Consider the following 18,087-nt stretch of genomic DNA (forward strand, 5'->3'; position numbering starts at 1 on the left):
GTCAGCTCCGTCCTTCGGGGGCGGTGACGTCGCGCAGACCATCGCCCATGAGATTGATTGCCAGCACAAGCAGGAACAAAACGGCGCCGGGAATGAGAACCAGCCAAGGCTCAAACAACATCATGTTTTTGCCTTCGCTCACCATCAGACCCCACGAAGGGGTCGGCGGTTGCACGCCTAGACCAAGGAAGCTCAGTGCCGCTTCGAGCAGGATCGCATGGGCCATCTCCAGCGTGATCACCACGATCAGGTTGTTGAAGATATTTGGCATGATCTCGGTCAAGAGGATGCGCGGGGTCGAGGCTCCGATCACCTGAGCGGCGGCCACGTAGTCGCGACGGCTGACCTGCAAGGTCGACGCCCGCATCACCACGGCAAATCGGTCCCACAACAATAGGCCGAGCACGCAGACCACGACCGTCAAAGACCCGCCAAGGATTGCCACGACAGCCAGCGCCACCAGGACCACGGGCATCGCCAGGCGCACGTTTATGAGGAAGGTCACAACCGCGTCGACCTTGCCGCCGAAATACCCGGCTGCAACCCCCATGGCGGTGCCGATCACGCCAGAAATCAGCGCAGCGACTGCGCCGATCAGAAGCGAAACCCGCGCGCCGTAGATCAGGCGTGACAGGTAATCCCGCCCGAGATGGTCGGTGCCGAGGGGATGCTCCCATGTGCCGCCCAGAAAAACAGGGGGTACCATGCGGTTCATCAGGCTTTGCTCATAGGGATTATGTGGCGCCAGAACCGGGGCGAGGAGGGCGATCACGACCAAGAGGCCAACCACACAGAGGCCAAAGATTAGCCCCTTGTGACCAAGCGCGCGCGTCTTCAGCATCTGGCGCGGCGTCGGCCCTTGGATTTCTTGATAGAGAGGATCAGTTGCGTCGGTCACGTCAGGAACTCCGCATTCTTGGGTCCAGCCAGGCGTTCAGCACGTCGGCAAGGAAGGTGAAAATGATGTAGAACATAGAGAAGACGAGGATCAGAGCCTGCACCGTTGGCAGGTCGTTACGGGCAATGCTTTCCCATGCGAGGAAGCCTGCGCCATGCAGGGCAAAGACGGATTCCACAACGATGGAACCACCCAGCATAAAGCCCATCTGCACCGCAGCGAGGCTGACCACCGGAATGATTGCATTGCGCAACGCGTGTTTGAACAGGACCCGTCCCTCACCTGCGCCTTTGGCACGGGCGGTACGGATGTAGTCCGAGTTCAACACATCCAGCATACCCGCCCGCGTGAGGCGCATGATGGCTGGCATGGCGTAATAGCCGAGCACGATGGTTGGCATGATAAAGTGACGCCAAGTGGCCGCACCGGAAGGCGGCAAGAGGCCAAGTTGGATGGCAAACACCACGATGAGGATCAGGCCGAACCAGAAAGAGGGCATCGCCTGCCCTGCCACGGAAAGGAACAGAGCCACGCGGTCAATAATCGAGTTCGGGCGGATTGCGGCCGCCACACCCAGGGGCACTGCAGTCAGAAGCGCGAAGCTGATCCCGCAGACACCAAGCAGCATAGTGACCTGAAGCCGTTCAGCAATCAGACCGGCAACCGGCAATTTGAAATAATAGCTTTCACCAAAATCACCACGGATCGCTGCAAAGAGCCATTCGCCGTATTGCACCAACATGGGACGGTCAAAGCCATAGAGCCGACGTAGGGCTTCGACGTCTTCGCCACTTGCCGTCTCACCGGCTAGAGCCGCGGCAGGGTCACCGGATAGAAACAGCAGTGAAAAACTGATGAAGCTGACTGTGAAGGCGACCAGCAAAGCCAGCCCCAGTCTCTTCAGGATGAAAGGAAGCATGGGATACCTCGCGCGTCAGGCCGGTGGCCCGCGCATCTGGGGTTGTGTCGTAGAGGAGAGGAGGACGCCGAGCGAAAAGATCTCCGCTCGGCCCGCAAGATCAGTTCCAGGACATGTCCACAAAACGCAGAACTTCGTCTGCGGTGGGCGTGTAGCTCACGTCGCTGGTGAAGACATAGTTCGTGTTGTAGCTGAACATGGGTGCCCAGTAGGCCTCGCCTGTGATCTTCTGGATCGCCTTGGTGTAATACTCGATCCGCTCGTCGGGATCGGTGGAGCTGTCGGCCACATTTAGCCAATCGAGCACTTCATCGTCGCGGGTGCTGTCGAGCGAGCCGTGTTTGAAGAACTGGCTAACCATCGCAGACGCGTCATTGATCGAATAGCTGCCCCAGGTTTGGAACGACAGCGGCACTTCGCCCTTCATGTTCAGGTCGCGCAGCGCTGAATACTGTAGCATCTTGAAATCGGTATCGATGCCCACGGCATTCAGGTAAGAGACGATGGCCTCTGCATACTGGCGGTCGCGATAGGCATAGAATTCTGTCGAGAACCCGTCGGGATAACCTGCCTCTGCCAGCAGCTCCTTCGCCTTTTCGGGATTGTACTCATACGTGGTCACATCCTGCACACAGCCAAACTGGCTTGGAAAACAGGGGGTGTAGACAACTTGGCTGGAGCCCTTGAGCAGGGCATCGACCAGTTCCTGACGGTTGATCGCATAGTTCACGGCCTCGCGCACCTTGGCGTTGGTAAACGGGTTGTCCTCACCTGATCGACCGGCCGAGTCCATTTGCAGGTAGCCCACACGCATCGTGGATTCATTGGCGACGGTGAACTGGCCCAGTTGCGCAAGTTTTTCGGCCTGATCCGCGGGCACCTGCCAGATCAGATCCAGAGAGCCGGAAAAGAGCTCTGCCATCTGAGTATTGACGTCTGGAATGGTGCGGATGTCGATTTTTGCGATCTCCGGCTGACCCTTGGGGCTGTCGTGATAGGTCTCGTTGGCCTCAAGCACAAAATGCTGGCCCGGAACCACTTCTGTCACCTTGTAAGGCCCGGTGCCGATGGGCTTCAGTCCCATGCCAGAGGGGCCTGCCTCGGCGTAATACTCATTGGGATACATCGAAACTGGGCCGGAGAGGAACTCGATCGCAGCGGGAAATTTGTCCTTGAGGTGGATCCGGACGGTGTAGTCGTCGATCTTTTCTGCGGACTTCATCCAGTTCACATTGCGCTGGGTTTTGACGCCATTTTCCTCGTTGGCGACATAGTTCACGGTGTAGACGACGTCATCGGCGTTGAAGGGCTCGCCATTGTGAAAAGTAACGCCCTCACGCAGCTTGAATTCCAGCGTGGTGTCGTCGATCCATTCCCAGCTGGTTGCAAGGTTGCCGATGTATTCGTTGGTGTTGGGATCGCGGTAGATCAGGCCATCCCAGACCGCGCGCTGCATCACCACGCCTTCGCGCGATGAATTGAAATAGCTGTCGACGTTCTCGAGCTCTTTGGTGAAGGCGACGTTCAAGGTGCCTGCAGCTTTCTCTGCAAGCGCGGGCATCGCGGTGGTCGAAGCAAGCGTCAGGGCAATCAAAGCCGAACGGGGGAGAGAAAGATCAAACATGGTATTCCCTGTCTAAATAATGGAATGATTGATGTATCATTATTTGATACTTATGATTGTTATTTAACTATCATACTCAGAGGCGGCTGGTTTTAGTCAAGCCTTAGTTCCTAGCGCCCTGCACGTTCCAACTTTGAAGCGGAGTAATACGATGGAAAAAAAGCCAAATTCGCTCTTCGTTGGAACCTTGGCCAAGGGGCTGCGGTTGTTGCGGGCCTTTGACGAATCACATGTCTCGCTGTCATTGGCAGAGCTGGTCGCGCGCACGGGATTGGAAAAAAGCGCGGTGCAGCGCTTGGCGTATACGTTGCATCACGAGGGCATGCTTGAGCGCGATCCGGGCACCCGGCGCTATCGACCGAGCCATGCGTGGCTTGAGTTGGCCTATGCTTACTACTGGTCGGATCCGCTGATCTCGCGGGCACTGCCCAAGTTGATCGAGTTCAGCCGTGCCTATGGCGAGATTGTGAACCTCGCGCAAATCTCCGGCGATCACATCATCTATTCCTTGCGCCTACCCAATCAGCGCACGCAATTTGCGGCAAGTATCGTAGGGCGACGCCTGCCTGCACTCGGCACAGCATCGGGTCGCGTCATGCTGTCTACTTGGTCCGACGCGGAGGTCGAGCATGCTCTTGAAACCTGGCCGGTCCATTCCGCGACGCCCAAAACGATCATAGATCGTGACGTGATTGCGCAGGACATCGCGCGGGCGCGGCAAGAGGGCTTCGCCATCACAAAGGCGCAGATGATGCTGAATGAAATCAGCCTCGCCGTGCCTGTGATTTCAATTGACGGGCGGGCCGATGCGGCACTGCAGGTGTCGGTTTCCAGCCTGACCTTCGACGAAGCGCGTCTCAAAGAAGAAATATTGCCTGCCCTGCTGGACACTGCCAGCGGCATTCCCGGCTAACCGGGGCCAAACGCGCAGTTTTGCTTTAATTGCTGAAGCCTACCGCCCCGAGCGCGCGGTGAGCAGGCAAGCCTGCGCGCCCGCGTGATATTGAGCGATTGCCTTTGACTTATCGCACATTTGTATAATAAGGGGTTCAGGTAAGAGATTCCGCTGGACCACATACCGCGCGAGGGCCGTATCATGAAAACCACATCCATCACCCATCGCTTGGCAGATCTCGGCGGTGCAAAGTGGGATTTGCATACGGCGGCACGCGACCGTTCGGACCGTGGCGAAGACATCGTTGAGATGACAATTGGCGAACCGGATGTGGCCTTGCCTGAACCGCTTGCGCGTGCTGCGACACGCGCCATAGAGGCTGGGCGGACGCAATACTCCAACGGGCGCGGTGAAAACGGACTGAGAGATGCGCTGGCTGAGAGCTATAGCGCGCGGCGTGGACGGTGTTTCGAGCGCGACAATGTTCTGTGCTTTCCGGGGACACAAACAGCGCTCTATGCGGTGATGCAGGGTGTTGCCGAGACGGGTGACGAGGTGCTGGTGGGCGACCCGCTCTATGCCACTTACGAGGGCGTGATCCGCGCCACTGGGGCGGACATGGTGCCAGTTCCGCTCAAGGCAGAACATGGATTTCGGATGCAGGCCGATGACATTGCGCAGCGTATCACCGAACGCACCCGCGCGATTTTGCTCAATACGCCGCACAATCCGACAGGTGCGATTCTGCGCCCAGCTGAGCTCGAGGCGATTGCGGAGATTGCCCTGAAACACGACCTATGGCTGATTTCCGACGAGGTCTATGAAGACCTCGTGTTTGACGGCAACAGCTTTACCTCGCCATTGACGCTCGAGCAGATTGCAGATCGCACGATTGCTGTGTCTTCGATTTCCAAGTCCCATGCCGCACCCGGTATGCGCAGTGGATGGGCAATCGGCCCAAGAAGCTTCATGGACGCGCTTTTGCCGGTGTCCGAGACCATGCTTTTTGGCAATCAACCCTTCATCGCGGATGTCACCGAAGAGGCCGTGCGCGCAGGTTCAACCGTGGCAGAAGGCATGCGCCAGCGGTTTGCAAAACGGGCGCAGTATCTCGCGGACCGGTTGGAGGCGGAGACCGTCTTGCGCGTGCATCGCCCCGAAGCGGGGATGTTTGCGCTGGTTGACGTGAGTCCGCTCGGTATGGATTGCGATGCCTTTGCTTGGGCATTGCTTGAAAACGCTGGCGTTGCCGTGATGCCTGGATCGTCTTTTGGCGCGCATCTGCAGAACTGGGTCAGGCTCGCTCTGACGGTCGAGGATGCAGCAATGACCAAAGCAGTGGACCGGATTTCAGAGTTTGCCCGCTCGGTCGCTGTTGCGGCGCAGTAGGGCGATCTACACAAACTGGCGAGTGTCGGTTGAAACCTCTCCTTGGCGCGTTTTATGAAGTGTCACTCCGGGTCTTATGGACTCGCGATTTGCAGGAGAGCCCAAAATGGCAGATGGCCAGCCGAACCAAGAACAGATCTGCGTAATTGGTCTCGGCTATGTCGGGTTGCCGCTCGCCGTGGAGTTTGGACGCAGCCGCCCTGTGATCGGCTTTGACATCGACCAGAGCCGAATAGATGAGCTGCGCCTCGGCGATGATCGCACGCGTGAAATCGACAGGGATACACTGCAGAGTGCGCAACATTTGGCGCTGACCTCCGACATCTCCGAGATTGCGGCGGCATCGATCTATATCGTGACCGTTCCAACCCCGATTGATGCGACTCGTCGCCCGGATCTGCGTCCTTTGTTGTCGGCGACGCGCACCGTTGCGCAGGTGTTGAAGCCCGGCGATACCGTCATCTATGAGTCTACGGTCTATCCCGGCGCGACCGAAGAGGACTGCGTACCTTTGCTCGAGGAGATCTCGGGGCTGGTGTTCAATGCGGATTTTGGGGTTGGCTACAGCCCCGAGCGGATCAATCCCGGCGACAAGACGAGACGCCTGCCCGATATTGTCAAAGTCACGTCCGGCTCCTCTCCGGAAACCGCGGCCAAAGTCGACAGGCTCTATGCCAGCATCGTACGCGCGGGTACGTACCCGGCGCCGAGCATTCGCGTTGCCGAGGCCGCCAAGGTGATTGAGAACAGCCAGCGCGACATCAATATCGCCCTGATCAATGAACTTGCGAAGATCTTCAACCGGATGGAAATCGACACTGAGGCGGTTTTGAAGGCTGCCGGCACCAAGTGGAACTTTCTGAACTTCCGTCCGGGGCTCGTCGGGGGACATTGCATAGGCGTGGATCCCTATTACCTGACGCACAAGGCACAAGAAGTCGGCTACCATCCGGAAATTCTGCTCTCGGGGCGCAGGCTCAATGATGGGATGGGGGCCTATGTGGCCCAGCAGATGATCAAGGCCATGCTGCGGCGGCGCGTGCAGGTGGTCGACTCGCGTATCCTTGTGATGGGTTTGACCTTCAAGGAAAATTGCCCCGATTTGCGCAACACCCGCGTCGTTGATGTGATTGAGGCCCTGCGCGACTTTGGCGTGACGGTGGATGTCTTTGACCCCCACGCAGATCCCGAAGAGGCCTACGCGGAATACGGGCTCAGGCTTATCCAGCACCCGGAAACTGAATGTTATGACGGGACGATCCTTGCGGTGGCCCACCAGGAGTTCAAGGACATGGGCGCTGAGGTGCTGCGCTCCTTTGGCAAGGCAGATGCCCTTCTTTATGACCTCAAATATGTGTTGCCCGCCGAGGACGCGGATCTGCGCCTTTAAGCGTCACCGGGAGACTTCAATGACCATTTGCGTAATCCACACCGGCGGCACCATTGGCATGGCCCCCTCGCCAGAGGGGTTTGCCCCCAAAACAGGAATCGTGGAGGCGGAGCTGGACCGTTTGCAGCGCATCGGCGCAATAGAGGCTGATTTCAGGGTTGTGACGGCATCCCCTTTGATCGACAGCGCCAACGCTACCTCGGCGGATTGGAACTGGATCATGGCGCAGATCGCAGCGCATGATGATGATTGCGCGGGGTTTGTGGTGACACATGGCACCGACACACTCGCCTTTACAGCCGCTGCTTTGTCCTTTGGTCTCAAAGGGTTGCGCAAGCCGGTTGTGATCACCGGAGCGATGCTGCCACTTTCCGAGGAGGGCAGCGACGGCAGCGACAACCTCCGAGACGCGTTTCGCGCGGTCGAACAGGCTGCGCCCGGCGTCTGGGTCCAATTTGCAGGGAAGTTGCTGCATGGCGCGCGGGTGCGAAAATCGCATTCGGTGGCCTTTGACGCATTCAACGCATCACCAACGGATGCCGCCCCCCTCCGGGCGGCCGAAACTCTCGGCATTTTTGAATACGGCGATGCCACCGCGCTGATTGCGGCGGTGGCTCCGGGAATGAATGCCTCCTTGATTTCTTATGCGGTAGAACAGGCCGCGGGGATTGTACTGCGCTGTTACGGCTCTGGCACCGTGCCCGAGGGCCTGGGGCTGCGCAAAGCCATGTTGCAAGCACGAGACACCGGCGTTCCGGTCCTCGCCGTGAGCCAATGTGCCGAGGGCGGCATTTCCCTTGGTACTTATGCGGCGGGTGCAATGCTTGCGCAGACCGGAGCTATCGACGGGCGCGACATGACCGTCGAGGCGGCCTATGCCAAGCTGCTGCATGCGCTGTCGCAAAGCGCAGATCTGGCGACTCGGCGCGAGATCCTTGAAACCCGCCTATGTGGAGAATGGGCCTTGTAGATCTGGTCTTATCCGGTCTCTTCTTCCACTTTGCGCCGTTGCATCCCCTCTAGGAGCCACGTATCCCGCCCGCGTGTTTTAATGTGAGTGGAGAAAAGCGATGCAAGCGCTTGAACAATTCTTCGGTGTGATCGGAGACCTGACCTGGGGATGGTCCCTGGTCCCGATACTGGTCATTTTCGGCAGTTTCATCACCGTCGCCACCGGGTTTGTCCAGATTGAGTTCTTTGGCCGAATGTTCCGCGTCTTGACCCGCGGTCGTACCGATACCGGTCAGATTTCCGCGCGCGAGGCGCTCTTGGTTTCTGTTGGGGGGCGCGTGGGCGGTGGCAATATCGCAGGTGTTGCGGTCGCCATTACACTGGGTGGCCCTGGGGCAGTGTTCTGGATGTGGGCGATTGCGCTGGTCGGGATGGCCACGAGCCTGGTGGAATGTTCTCTTGCGCAACTCTTCAAGCGCGCAGACCCCCTCACGGGACAATATCGCGGCGGGCCTGCGCGAGCCATCCTGCACGGTTTGGGCGAAAACTATCGCTGGCTTGCTGTGATCTATGCGATTTGCCTGATTGCGGCCTTCGCGCTTGGGTTCAACGCGTTTCAGGGCAACACGGTGGCTGGTGCGGCAGAGGCCTCCCTCGGGATCGATCGCCTGTGGACGGGTATTTTCCTGGCAATTGTCACCGGTTTCATCGTTTTTGGTGGTATTCGACGTATCGCCAAAGCGTCCGAGGTTGTGGTCCCGGTCATGGCGGTTGGGTATCTTCTGATGGCGCTGATCGTGATCCTCACCAACATCGGCGAGATCCCTCAGGTTCTACGCAGCATTCTTGCCAATGCCTTTGGCTTTGAAGAGGCGGTCAGCGGGGGCATGGGCGCTGCACTGGCACAGGGACTGCGCCGCGGGCTCTTTTCAAACGAGGCGGGTCTCGGCTCTGCTCCCAATGTGGCCGCAACAGCTGAGGTGAACCACCCGATCAGCCAGGGGATCACGCAGGCGTTTTCTGTGTTCATTGACACGATCATCATCTGCAGCTGTACCGCTTTTGTCATCCTGCTGAGCGATGTTTACGTCCCGGGAGCCACCGATATTGACGGCGTCGCCCTGACCCAGAGCGCAATGGTGTCGCATCTGGGCGCGTGGTCGCAGTATTTCATGACCTTTGCGATCCTGCTCTTTGCGTTCTCCTCGGTGATCTACAACTACTACCTCGGAGAGAATGCAATCTCCATCCTCACCAAGACCCCTCATGCGATGACGCTGCTGAAGCTGGTGGTCGTGGGGATCGTCTTTCTGGGTGCCGTGGCTCCAAACGCAACCTCGGTCTTCTTCTTCTCGGATCCGTTGATGGGTGTGTTGGCGCTGGTGAACCTCTTGGCTCTGATGATGCTTTTTCCCATTGCGCTGCGGGTTTTGCAGGACTTTCGAAAGCAGCTGAAAGCGGGGGTCGAGCGGCCTGTGCTGCGTATGGAAGACTTCCCGGATCTCGATCTGGATCCAAACGCCTGGCCCAATCGGGGCCAATCCTGAGCCATTAAATCCAACAGGTCGCCCAATTGGGCGGCCTGTTCTTTATCGTGAGGGCGTACGCGGCAGGCGCTTTGCGCTCCAATAGACGCCGCTGTCCTGGCGTAGGGTCTCATACCGCGAAATTCGGGCCTGTGCATCTGCGCCGCCGGCATGGATCAGGTGCGATAGCAGGCTCTCAAGAAGGACCATCGCCCCCGACAGGCAGCCAAAATGATGTGGAGATTGCGCCGAGAAGGTGAGCTGATGGTCCGCCCGCACCCCCGGTGCAATGGTGTCACTATCCGAGAGCAGGATCACGGTTGCTCCGGCTTCCCGTGCCATGCGGATCGCGCGGATCGTGCTTGTGGAATACGGCGCAAACGTCATCGCAAAGAGGCAGTCCTGCGGCCCAATATCGAGAAGATCGTCTGCGGCATCGCCCATGTGGCGAGGCACTAGCTCGAGCGTCGGCAGGGCCATGCGTCCAACATAGTGAAAGTAATAAGCCAAGGCATGTGTCGACCGGCTTGCGGTGACAAAACAGTGCCGCGCAGAAGTCATCGCGTCGACGATCGCTGTCGTTCGCTCTGGGGTCATCAACCGCAAGGAACGGGCGGTGATATTGAGCGCATTACGTGCCGCGCGCGCCTGAAGAGCCGATGTCTGATCACCCGCAGCCAGCTGGTCGAGCCACTCTGAGCCAAGGTCTGCCTCCCGATCCGTGACCAATGCGGCACGAAACGGCGCACGAAAATCCTCAAAGCCTTCGTAGTCGAACACCTCTGCCAGCCGAGTGAGCGTATTTGGGCTGACTCCCGCCTTGTCTGCGCTCACGCGAATTGGGTCGAGCCCAAAGTCCCCGGGGGAATCGATCACATATTTCGCCGCGGTCTTCAGCTTGGGTGGCAAAGTCTCGATGCGGGACTTGATGGTACTGAGCAGTCGGTTGGCTTGCTGTGGGTCAATCGGTTTGGTCATGGTTGCTACAGATCATATGTTCTGAGGTGAGGATACCCAAAACATATGATCTGCAGAGGCCGATCAGGCCCTCAACGCCTCGCTGCTATCGGATTCAGGTTCGATTTCACCGCGATCCGTGACCGTGATGACATCGCCATGAGAGAGCGCCTCGAGGCCCTGTGCGCCAACGAGCATCAGGATCTGCTTTTCACGGGCAACGATTGCCATGTGACTGAGCCAGCCACCGACAACACTGATCACCGCGCCGGCCTGCTGAACTTGTGGCAGCCACGCGGGGTTTACCATGCGACAGACGATGATGTCGCCGGGCTCGAACCCTTCAAAGGCCTCGGGCCCATAGGCGGTTTCATCGGCAATCCTGTACACGCGACCAGTGGCGCGACCGGAACCTGCAACGCAAATACCGCCAAGCGTGCCCTCGTCGAGCGTCTTGACGCCCCCGGATGAGAGCTGCTCACAGTCCCGCAAACTCAGTTGAACCGCGTTTGGTGCAAGATCCCGGCAGAGCGTATCATGATGTTTGCGCTGTTCTGCTTGCGCTCTGAGCATGTCTACCTGCGTCCAATCGGCCGTGAGGATTTCGTCCAGCGTCAGATAGAAGATCAGTGACCCCAGACCGGTGTCCTCCCCCAATGCACAGAGCGCGCGCCGCAGCTCACTCAGGACGCGCAGGGATTCATGCTTGGCCCGTTCCTTGAGGTCCTGGAAGGCGATTGCGATTTCTAGGGTTTGCCTCAGCGTTTCTGGCACGCCAGAGGGCAGTTCAGCGGGTTCCAACCCGTGATGAGAGGGATCAAGCAACGTAAACAAAAGCCCGGGCGCCTCGTAATAGCGCGGTGTCGACAATTCGTAGTCAAACATCGCCCGGTGTCCCATCAATTCAAGCGCGCGGGCCTGTGCTTCCTCTTCGGTGCCTGTGCATTGCGCCAGGAGGCTGGCTGGCGAATACTTCAATTCAGCCTGCATCAAATGGCTGCGCAGGGCAGGATCGCCTTGTGCAGCGGCATTGGCCTCTTGCATGGCAAACGCGGCGAGCAAGTTGATCTTCTCCGCCTCGACATAGATCTCCGTGACAAAGTAGTCGCGCAGGACCGATATTGTTTTCAACAGCTTGTGCCGAGGGAGGGCCTCAAAACGCAGCGCCTGCCAGTCCTCGATGCGATCCAGAAGAGCCGGAAGCACCTCGCGTTCGAACCCTTCAAGTGTCGGTGTCAGTTGCTTGCGCATGCGGTTCGCTCGATTCCCGCGCAGATCCATCGAGAGCTCTTTTTTCAACGCAGTGTCGACATAGGTTTTACCAAAGAGGCGCACCAAATGCGCATCCTCGCCCTCGGGAAGGTTGTAGGGCAAGCCCAATGCCCGGCTGGCGAGATCAAGACTGCCCCCGGGGGCCCAAAGGTTGCTCATCAAGGAAAAAGACAGGGGCGTTGGGCGCGGAAGAACCTCGCTCATTTCGTCCTGCTCAAGGATGATCGCATCGGAATCCTCAGTGTGTGATCGCGCGGCAAAGAGCCTGCGCCACTCTTCGGCCGCGGCCTGTTCAGAGGCACTGCCGATCGCCACGGTTGTGATGTCTCGAGATTGTAGGATGTAGAACTGACCCTCGGACCAAGCCCATTCGATGTCCTGCGGCCTCTCAAATAGCGCCTCGATGGCGCGTCCCATCTGCAAAAGGTTTGCCGGGTCAAACGGCGGGGCGTATGTGTCTTGCGCCGCTAGACCGCTCACTCGGCCAAAGCGCGCTGTGCCAGGAGTCTTGCGACCGGAAACCAGATCTTCGCCGCATCCCTCGACCCACTCCAAGAGCATCATTCCGGGGGCCTGCATATCCTGGGTGAACAGAACCCCTGCAAAGGTGGCGTTGACCATTTCCTGCACGAGAATGTTGGCATGGCCCGCCTCGGCGCTGCCATAGCTGTCCGCGCGCTCCGAGGCAAAGGAAGCCAGAACGGAGCGGATCGCTGCGCAAAGCGTCTCCTTATTGACGTCCAAAACAGAGTCAAAAACCCCCGCAAAGCTCTGGTCCGCGCCGTCTTCATTGCTGGCAGACGAACGGACCGCGCAGGGCCTTGGGCCGACATTGCGCCAGATAGACGCGGCCATTTGCTGTTGCTTGGGGTCATCCGCATCTTTGAACTGGTTAAGGAAGCGGTCGGTCAGGACAACGGCTTTGGGCACCGGGAATCCCGCCCGCGACATCTGCGACAAGCGCAGCGCCTTGTTGCCCGCCGTCGAGAGGGCCTCAGTCTGAGCAAGCGCATGGACACCATCGGGTAGTCGCTTGCGCAACTGTATTTTTCGGGCAAACGCGCCAGAGACATAGAGATACTGCACCAACAGCCCTGTAAGGCTCATGGCGAGATAGAGGTTTCCAGCTGCTGACAGCCCCATCGTCAACAGAAACAGGGCCGGGAGGCCGAGGACCAGCCATAGGAATGCCGCGCGACGAGATTTCGCAATTGCAAGCACGAGATACGCGCCCGCAAGCCCGCAGGTCAGCACTGGCGCGATCCACATGGGATCGGGAGCGCCCAGATCCGCGATCCACAAGAAACCGCCCGCAACCTCTGCTGCGGCCCGCTCGGCGGCTTGCAACCCCAGCATCATCAACGGCAGGAACAACAAGGCCGCCATATTGCGCATGGGGGTTAATCCATGTTGTGCATAAAACGCGCGGATCGCGCGCGCCTTGCGCATCGGGTCATGGGCGAGTCGCGTTTTTAGCGCCTCCAGATCCGCCTTGTGGCGACGCAGGGTGATCTGATCGCTCTCGGATTTGAGTGCGATGGGCAGCACGAGAACTCGCGAGATCGCCGCCAGTGCCAACAGGCTCAGCAGCAGATGAGACTTGGCGTGCCCCCACAGCAGAGCAGCACTGAGGCCGGCGATGGCCTTGTCCCAAAGACCACTTTCCTGTTCGGCCAGCCACTCCACCACATGCGGTTTGGGCGGCGGCGCAATGAAGTACTCCCAGGGAACAGTATATCGGCCCTCAAATGGGATCCCCGCCTGTGTCAGTTCCAGACCCAGCACCTGACCCATGAAACAACTGCGCCGATCATAACAGGCCGCAACCGTCGGAACCTTGCGCAGGCGGGAAATCCGTCGCGCGAGTTCCTCACTCGTGAGCGCCCGCAGTGGGATATTGATTGCACCGGGCAGGTGCCCAGTTTCAAAATCGCCGGGATAACGGGTGTCGACAATCTGGACGTGCTCGCCCGCCATGTAGGATTTGAATGTCTCGGTATTTATCAGGCGAGACTTGTTCGGGTATTCGGGGATTGCGCGCAGATCAGAGAGGCTCTGAACGCGACTGTCGGAGAAATCGCGCCCCTCGACGATCCATTTTTCGATACCGCCAGTGATGAAGCGACAGTCGATGCCGAGCTTCGCGAGCTCCGTGCAGGTCTCAGAGCTTCTATTGCCATTGTGACAAAACAGGACAACTGTATCGCCCGGCGCCAAGGGTGGATTTTCGCGAAAGTCCGGGAAGCGGATGTGGTCCGCGCCGGGCAAAGTGCCCATGGCGTTCTCTGCGGTCTCGCGAATATCAAAGAATTTGACGTCCCCATTGGACAGCAGCGCGGAAGCCTCCTCGGTGGTGATGCCCTGCGCGTGGGTTTCTTGCGCGCTATAGCTGGTCTCTTTCAGCTCTTCGTCCTTGATCTCGGTGCCCGCAAACTGAGCGGGCCGGGTCAAGGTGGCTTGCAGGCGCAGCTGCTCTTCTGTCTTGTGGCTTTGCCACTGCCAGTGATTTGCAAAACCCAAAGCTACAATCAGCAAAATCAGCGCCGTCATCGTTTTGACGGGAAATTTTCTGCCACCTGAACGGGTTTTCAGACCCAAACGTGACGCGATAATCGCGCCAAAGCCTGAAATCGTTGCGACAACCACAGCGAGAATCTGTGACAAGGACGAGACCGAGCCAAGAACCAATTCTGGGGAGGGAATCGCATATGCTGCGGTCGGGGCTACAGACAAAAACGCCGCAATTGATGCAAAACAAATACAAATTTTAACCGTCTGGGCGATACAAGGCGGTAAGAATGGTGTACTCACGGGTAGTCCTTCTGAACGGAAAGGGAACCTGATGGAGGTTTTAGGATGCGTCATAGAAACGTCGCATTCCTTTCCAGAGGGTTAATTTTTTCGCGGAACGAGTGATTATTGGTTAATTTTCAATAAGTTTTCGGCTTATCTATGGCATAGAGTTGGTTGGAAACAGACGCTCAGAGGGTGACACTTGCCCAAACGCGTTGAGATTGGAGAGGTTCATGCCGAAGGCATACGCGTCTGTTAGAAGCACAGCGGCTCATTCGCCTTCTGGGTGTGGCGCTGTGAAACGACTCGCCACCGCGCTGGTTGCATGCGTGCTACTGCTCGTTGCAGCGCATCCCGCTCGTGCAGAGATTGAGTTGGTTTTTGGCACTTATGCTGCAGACAAGCCGTCTGCGACGGTGCGCAAATATCGTCCGTTTTTGACTTTCCTTGAAAACCAGATGGAAATTCTTCTCGAAGAAGATGTCACGATCGGTTTGAAAATTTCAAAAGACTACGAGACCAGCATCGACGATCTGGCGATCGGGCGAGTCGACTTTGCACGGTTTGGACCAGCCTCCTATGTGCATGCAACGGATCGCAACCCGGGCATATCGATCATTGCCATGGAGTCCAAGAAAGGCAGCAAGCGCTTTAGAGGGGTGATCGCCGTTCACAAGGACAGCGGCATCGAACGTGTCGAAGATCTGGCCGGGCTGTCGTTTGCCTTTGGTGATGAGTTGTCGACGATCGGACGGTATCTCTCGCAGTCGTATCTGTTGGATGCGGGGATCACGGCTGATCAGCTGCATGGCTATGAATATTTGGGGCGCCACGATCTTGTGGGTGAGGCGGTTGGAGCCGGAAAATTCAGTGCGGGTGCCTTGAAAGAGAGCACCTTTAAAGAACTCGTTGCCAAAGGTGTGCCCATCCGCGCTCTGGCGTCTTTTGACAACGTCACAAAGCCCTGGCTTGCACGCGCGGGGCTCGACGAACGGGTACTGGAGGCGATGAAGTCTGTGATGTTGTCTTCGCAGAATGAATAGATGATGAAACGAGTCGCCAAGAACGGTTTTCTCGCGGGCAGCGATGAGGACTATGATTTTGTGAGGCGCGCAATGATACGGAGCCAAGGGTTTTGAAAGCGCCACTGCGCAAACTCTTACAAAGCAAAGGGATTCTATCTCAGATCGTCGTGTCGATGTCGCTCGCGGCGCTTTTGGTCGTTGTTGCGGTCGGCGGTGTGGCCCGGCGCTACGAGGTGGAGCGTGTCAGCGAACAGCTGAGTGAACAGGCCAATCTGACAGTTTCGCTGCTGAGCGGGCTCATGCTTGAAGCGATCATTGTCGAGGATGTCCCGGTTCTGGAAACCGGTCTGGTCGAGGCGATCACACGCTACCCCAAAATCCTGTCGATCAATATCGAGAATAGCGAGGGGGAGGTCATCGCGGAGGCCTCCAATAGCGCAGCCGATGAGGCTGAGGGCTATGTGATGTATCGACGCCCCGTCGAGTTCGAGGGTTTTGTCTTTGGCACCATGGTCGTGCAATGGTCGACGGCCGAGGGTCGCGAAATCGTGCTCGACAAGGTGCGCCAAACCATCACCTGGACCGTGTTGGCGGTGATCGCGATGTCGCTCTTGATGCTGTATCTCGTGTATCGGTTGGCTTTGAACCCCTTGCAGATCGTGCACGCACGCATGTCTAATGCAGTTGCGGGTGCCAAGACCGGCCATTTCTCGCTTCCTTGGTATTCAAGCCGGGAGTTTCAGGCATTGAATGTTTCGGTCGGCGTGTTGGAAGACAGTTTTGCCGAGCGCGACGAGCGGGAAAAAGCCCTAGAACACGCCCGTGAGCAGGCCGAGATCGCCAGCCGCGCGAAATCTGAATTCCTCGCCAATATGAGTCATGAAATTCGCACTCCGATGAACGGTGTGATCGGGATGGCAGAAGTGCTGCGCGAGACCGAACTGACACCGGATCAGGAGCTCTATACCGAGACAATCGTAAAGTCCGGCAATGCGCTGCTGAGCATCATCAACGATATTCTCAGCTTTTCAAAAATCGAAGCGGGCAAGCTCGAACTGACACAGGCCACCTTCAATCTGCGGACGGTGATCGAGGATGTCATCATGCTGCTGGCGCCCAAGGCGGCGGAAAAATGGGTTCAGCTGACCCTGCGCTATGACCCTGATCTAGCAGAGTTTTACGACGGTGACGCAGGGCGTATCCGCCAGATCGTGACCAATGTTGTTGGCAATGCAGTCAAGTTCACATCGCGTGGTTCGGTACACATTGATGTGACCGGCGTCGCACGCGGACAGCTGATGGATCTGCGCATTTCTGTTGTTGATACGGGCATCGGTATCCCTGCCGAAAAACTGGACCGGATCTTCCATGCCTTTGAGCAGGTCGATGGCGCCGCGACGCGGAATTTTGAGGGGACTGGGCTGGGGCTGGCGATCTCGACGCGACTTCTTCAGATGATGAAGGGGCGCATCCATGTGACGTCCAGCGAAGGCAAAGGGTCTGTCTTTACCATCGACATTTCACTGCCAACCAGCGACCGCGCGCCCGTCGCGTTTCTGCCTGAGCAGCCCGTCTCGGGACTTCATGCATTGATCGTGGACGATCTCGAACTCAATCGCCGGATTCTCGGGGAGCGGTTGCGCTCTTGGGGTTTGCGGGTCACCGAGGCGGCCTCTGCGATGGAGGCCATGCTGCATCTGGATGAAATGCGGGATGCGACGGATACCTGCGACCTCATCTTTCTCGACTATAACATGCCCGATTGCGATGGGTACGAATTGGCGCTGCGCATCCGGGGGCTGCCCAATACCGCGAGTGTGCCGATCATCGTGATTTCCTCCGTCGACCCGGCTCTGTCGCAATCGATGCTGGCAGACATCGAGGTGTGTCATCAGGTGTTGAAGCCCGTGCGGGCAGATGACCTGCGCGGCGTGATCAGTCAGGCGCTCGGTGCAGGTTCCGCAGTGGAAGAGCGCGCGCCTTCGGGTTCAGAAGATGCGAAGATTATGCAGCGTATCAAGGTGCTGATGGCAGAAGACAATCGCACCAATCAGGTCGTCGTTACGCGCATGCTCAAGAGTGAAAGCGTGGACATCATCATTGCGTCCAACGGTCAGGAAGCCATTGAGATGTATCTAAGAGAGCGCCCCGATGTCATCCTCATGGACATGATGATGCCGGTTATGGACGGGCTCGACGCAACAAAGGCCATTCGCAAGATCGAAAACGAAACCGGCGTGCGCCAAGTGCCGATCATTGCGCTGACGGCGAATGCCTTGCAGAGCCACGAAGAAGCCTGTCTTGAGGTTGGCATGGATGACTTTCTCAGTAAGCCGATCCGAAAGCAGGCGCTTCTGGACGCGCTTCACCAATGGACCGAGGATCGCGACTCGGCGGAGCCTCAGAACAAGCTCGAAGCCTAGAGCGCGCAGCCTCGCAAGACGCTGC

General features: G+C 58.0%; 11 protein-coding genes and 1 pseudogene. 7 read left to right on the plus strand and 5 right to left on the minus strand.

Annotated features, from left to right (window positions below):
• Position 1: 1 nt before the first annotated feature.
• The 3 genes from TM1040_RS03475 to TM1040_RS03485 form a co-directional block, all read right to left on the minus strand.
• Entirely contained in the window at positions 2-898 is an 897-nt protein-coding gene (locus TM1040_RS03475) for an ABC transporter permease (RefSeq protein ID WP_011537207.1), read from the minus strand.
• Position 899: 1 nt separating this feature from the next.
• Positions 900-1,817, minus strand: coding sequence for an ABC transporter permease (locus TM1040_RS03480; RefSeq protein WP_011537208.1), 918 nt, complete (start codon positions 1,815-1,817; stop codon positions 900-902).
• 100 nt (positions 1,818-1,917) lie between these two features.
• Positions 1,918-3,441: an ABC transporter substrate-binding protein gene (locus TM1040_RS03485; protein WP_011537209.1), complete on the minus strand. Its 1,524-nt coding sequence runs from the start codon at positions 3,439-3,441 to the stop codon at positions 1,918-1,920.
• A gap of 151 nt (positions 3,442-3,592) precedes the next feature.
• On the opposite strand from TM1040_RS03485, the gene TM1040_RS03490 reads away from it, so the two are divergent.
• The 5 genes from TM1040_RS03490 (at position 3,593) to TM1040_RS03510 (ending at position 9,613) form a co-directional block, all read left to right on the plus strand.
• The gene (locus TM1040_RS03490; protein WP_011537210.1) at positions 3,593-4,354 is read left to right on the plus strand and encodes an IclR family transcriptional regulator; all 762 of its coding nucleotides are present in this window, start codon (positions 3,593-3,595) and stop codon (positions 4,352-4,354) included.
• A 183-nt stretch (positions 4,355-4,537) separates the two neighbouring features.
• Positions 4,538-5,725, plus strand: coding sequence for a pyridoxal phosphate-dependent aminotransferase (locus tag TM1040_RS03495; protein ID WP_011537211.1), 1,188 nt, complete (start codon positions 4,538-4,540; stop codon positions 5,723-5,725).
• A gap of 106 nt (positions 5,726-5,831) precedes the next feature.
• On the plus strand, positions 5,832-7,115 hold the full coding sequence (tviB, locus tag TM1040_RS03500) for a Vi polysaccharide biosynthesis UDP-N-acetylglucosamine C-6 dehydrogenase TviB (RefSeq protein ID WP_011537212.1): 1,284 nt from the start codon (positions 5,832-5,834) through the stop codon (positions 7,113-7,115).
• 19 nt (positions 7,116-7,134) lie between these two features.
• The gene (locus tag TM1040_RS03505; protein WP_011537213.1) at positions 7,135-8,085 is read left to right on the plus strand and encodes an asparaginase; all 951 of its coding nucleotides are present in this window, start codon (positions 7,135-7,137) and stop codon (positions 8,083-8,085) included.
• Positions 8,086-8,185: 100 nt separating this feature from the next.
• Entirely contained in the window at positions 8,186-9,613 is a 1,428-nt protein-coding gene (locus tag TM1040_RS03510) for an alanine/glycine:cation symporter family protein (RefSeq protein ID WP_011537214.1), read from the plus strand.
• Between the two features lie 42 nt (positions 9,614-9,655).
• Here the strand turns inward: TM1040_RS03510 and TM1040_RS03515 are convergent, their stop codons facing one another.
• Positions 9,656-10,570, minus strand: coding sequence for a MurR/RpiR family transcriptional regulator (locus TM1040_RS03515; RefSeq protein WP_011537215.1), 915 nt, complete (start codon positions 10,568-10,570; stop codon positions 9,656-9,658).
• A 63-nt stretch (positions 10,571-10,633) separates the two neighbouring features.
• Entirely contained in the window at positions 10,634-14,485 is a 3,852-nt protein-coding gene (locus TM1040_RS03520; RefSeq protein ID WP_044026578.1) for a PEP/pyruvate-binding domain-containing protein, read from the minus strand.
• Positions 14,486-14,910: 425 nt separating this feature from the next.
• Between TM1040_RS03520 and TM1040_RS03525 the strand changes: the two are divergent.
• Positions 14,911-15,753, plus strand: a pseudogene (locus TM1040_RS03525) (PhnD/SsuA/transferrin family substrate-binding protein).
• A complete protein-coding gene (locus TM1040_RS03530) occupies positions 15,750-18,062 on the plus strand; it encodes a response regulator (protein ID WP_011537218.1) in 2,313 nt (770 codons plus the stop codon). The pseudogene TM1040_RS03525 and the gene TM1040_RS03530 overlap by 4 nt, the downstream one beginning before the upstream one ends.
• Positions 18,063-18,087 lie beyond the last annotated feature (25 nt).

It is taken from the genome of Ruegeria sp. TM1040 (assembly GCF_000014065.1).
Classification (GTDB): Bacteria; Pseudomonadota; Alphaproteobacteria; order Rhodobacterales; family Rhodobacteraceae; genus Epibacterium.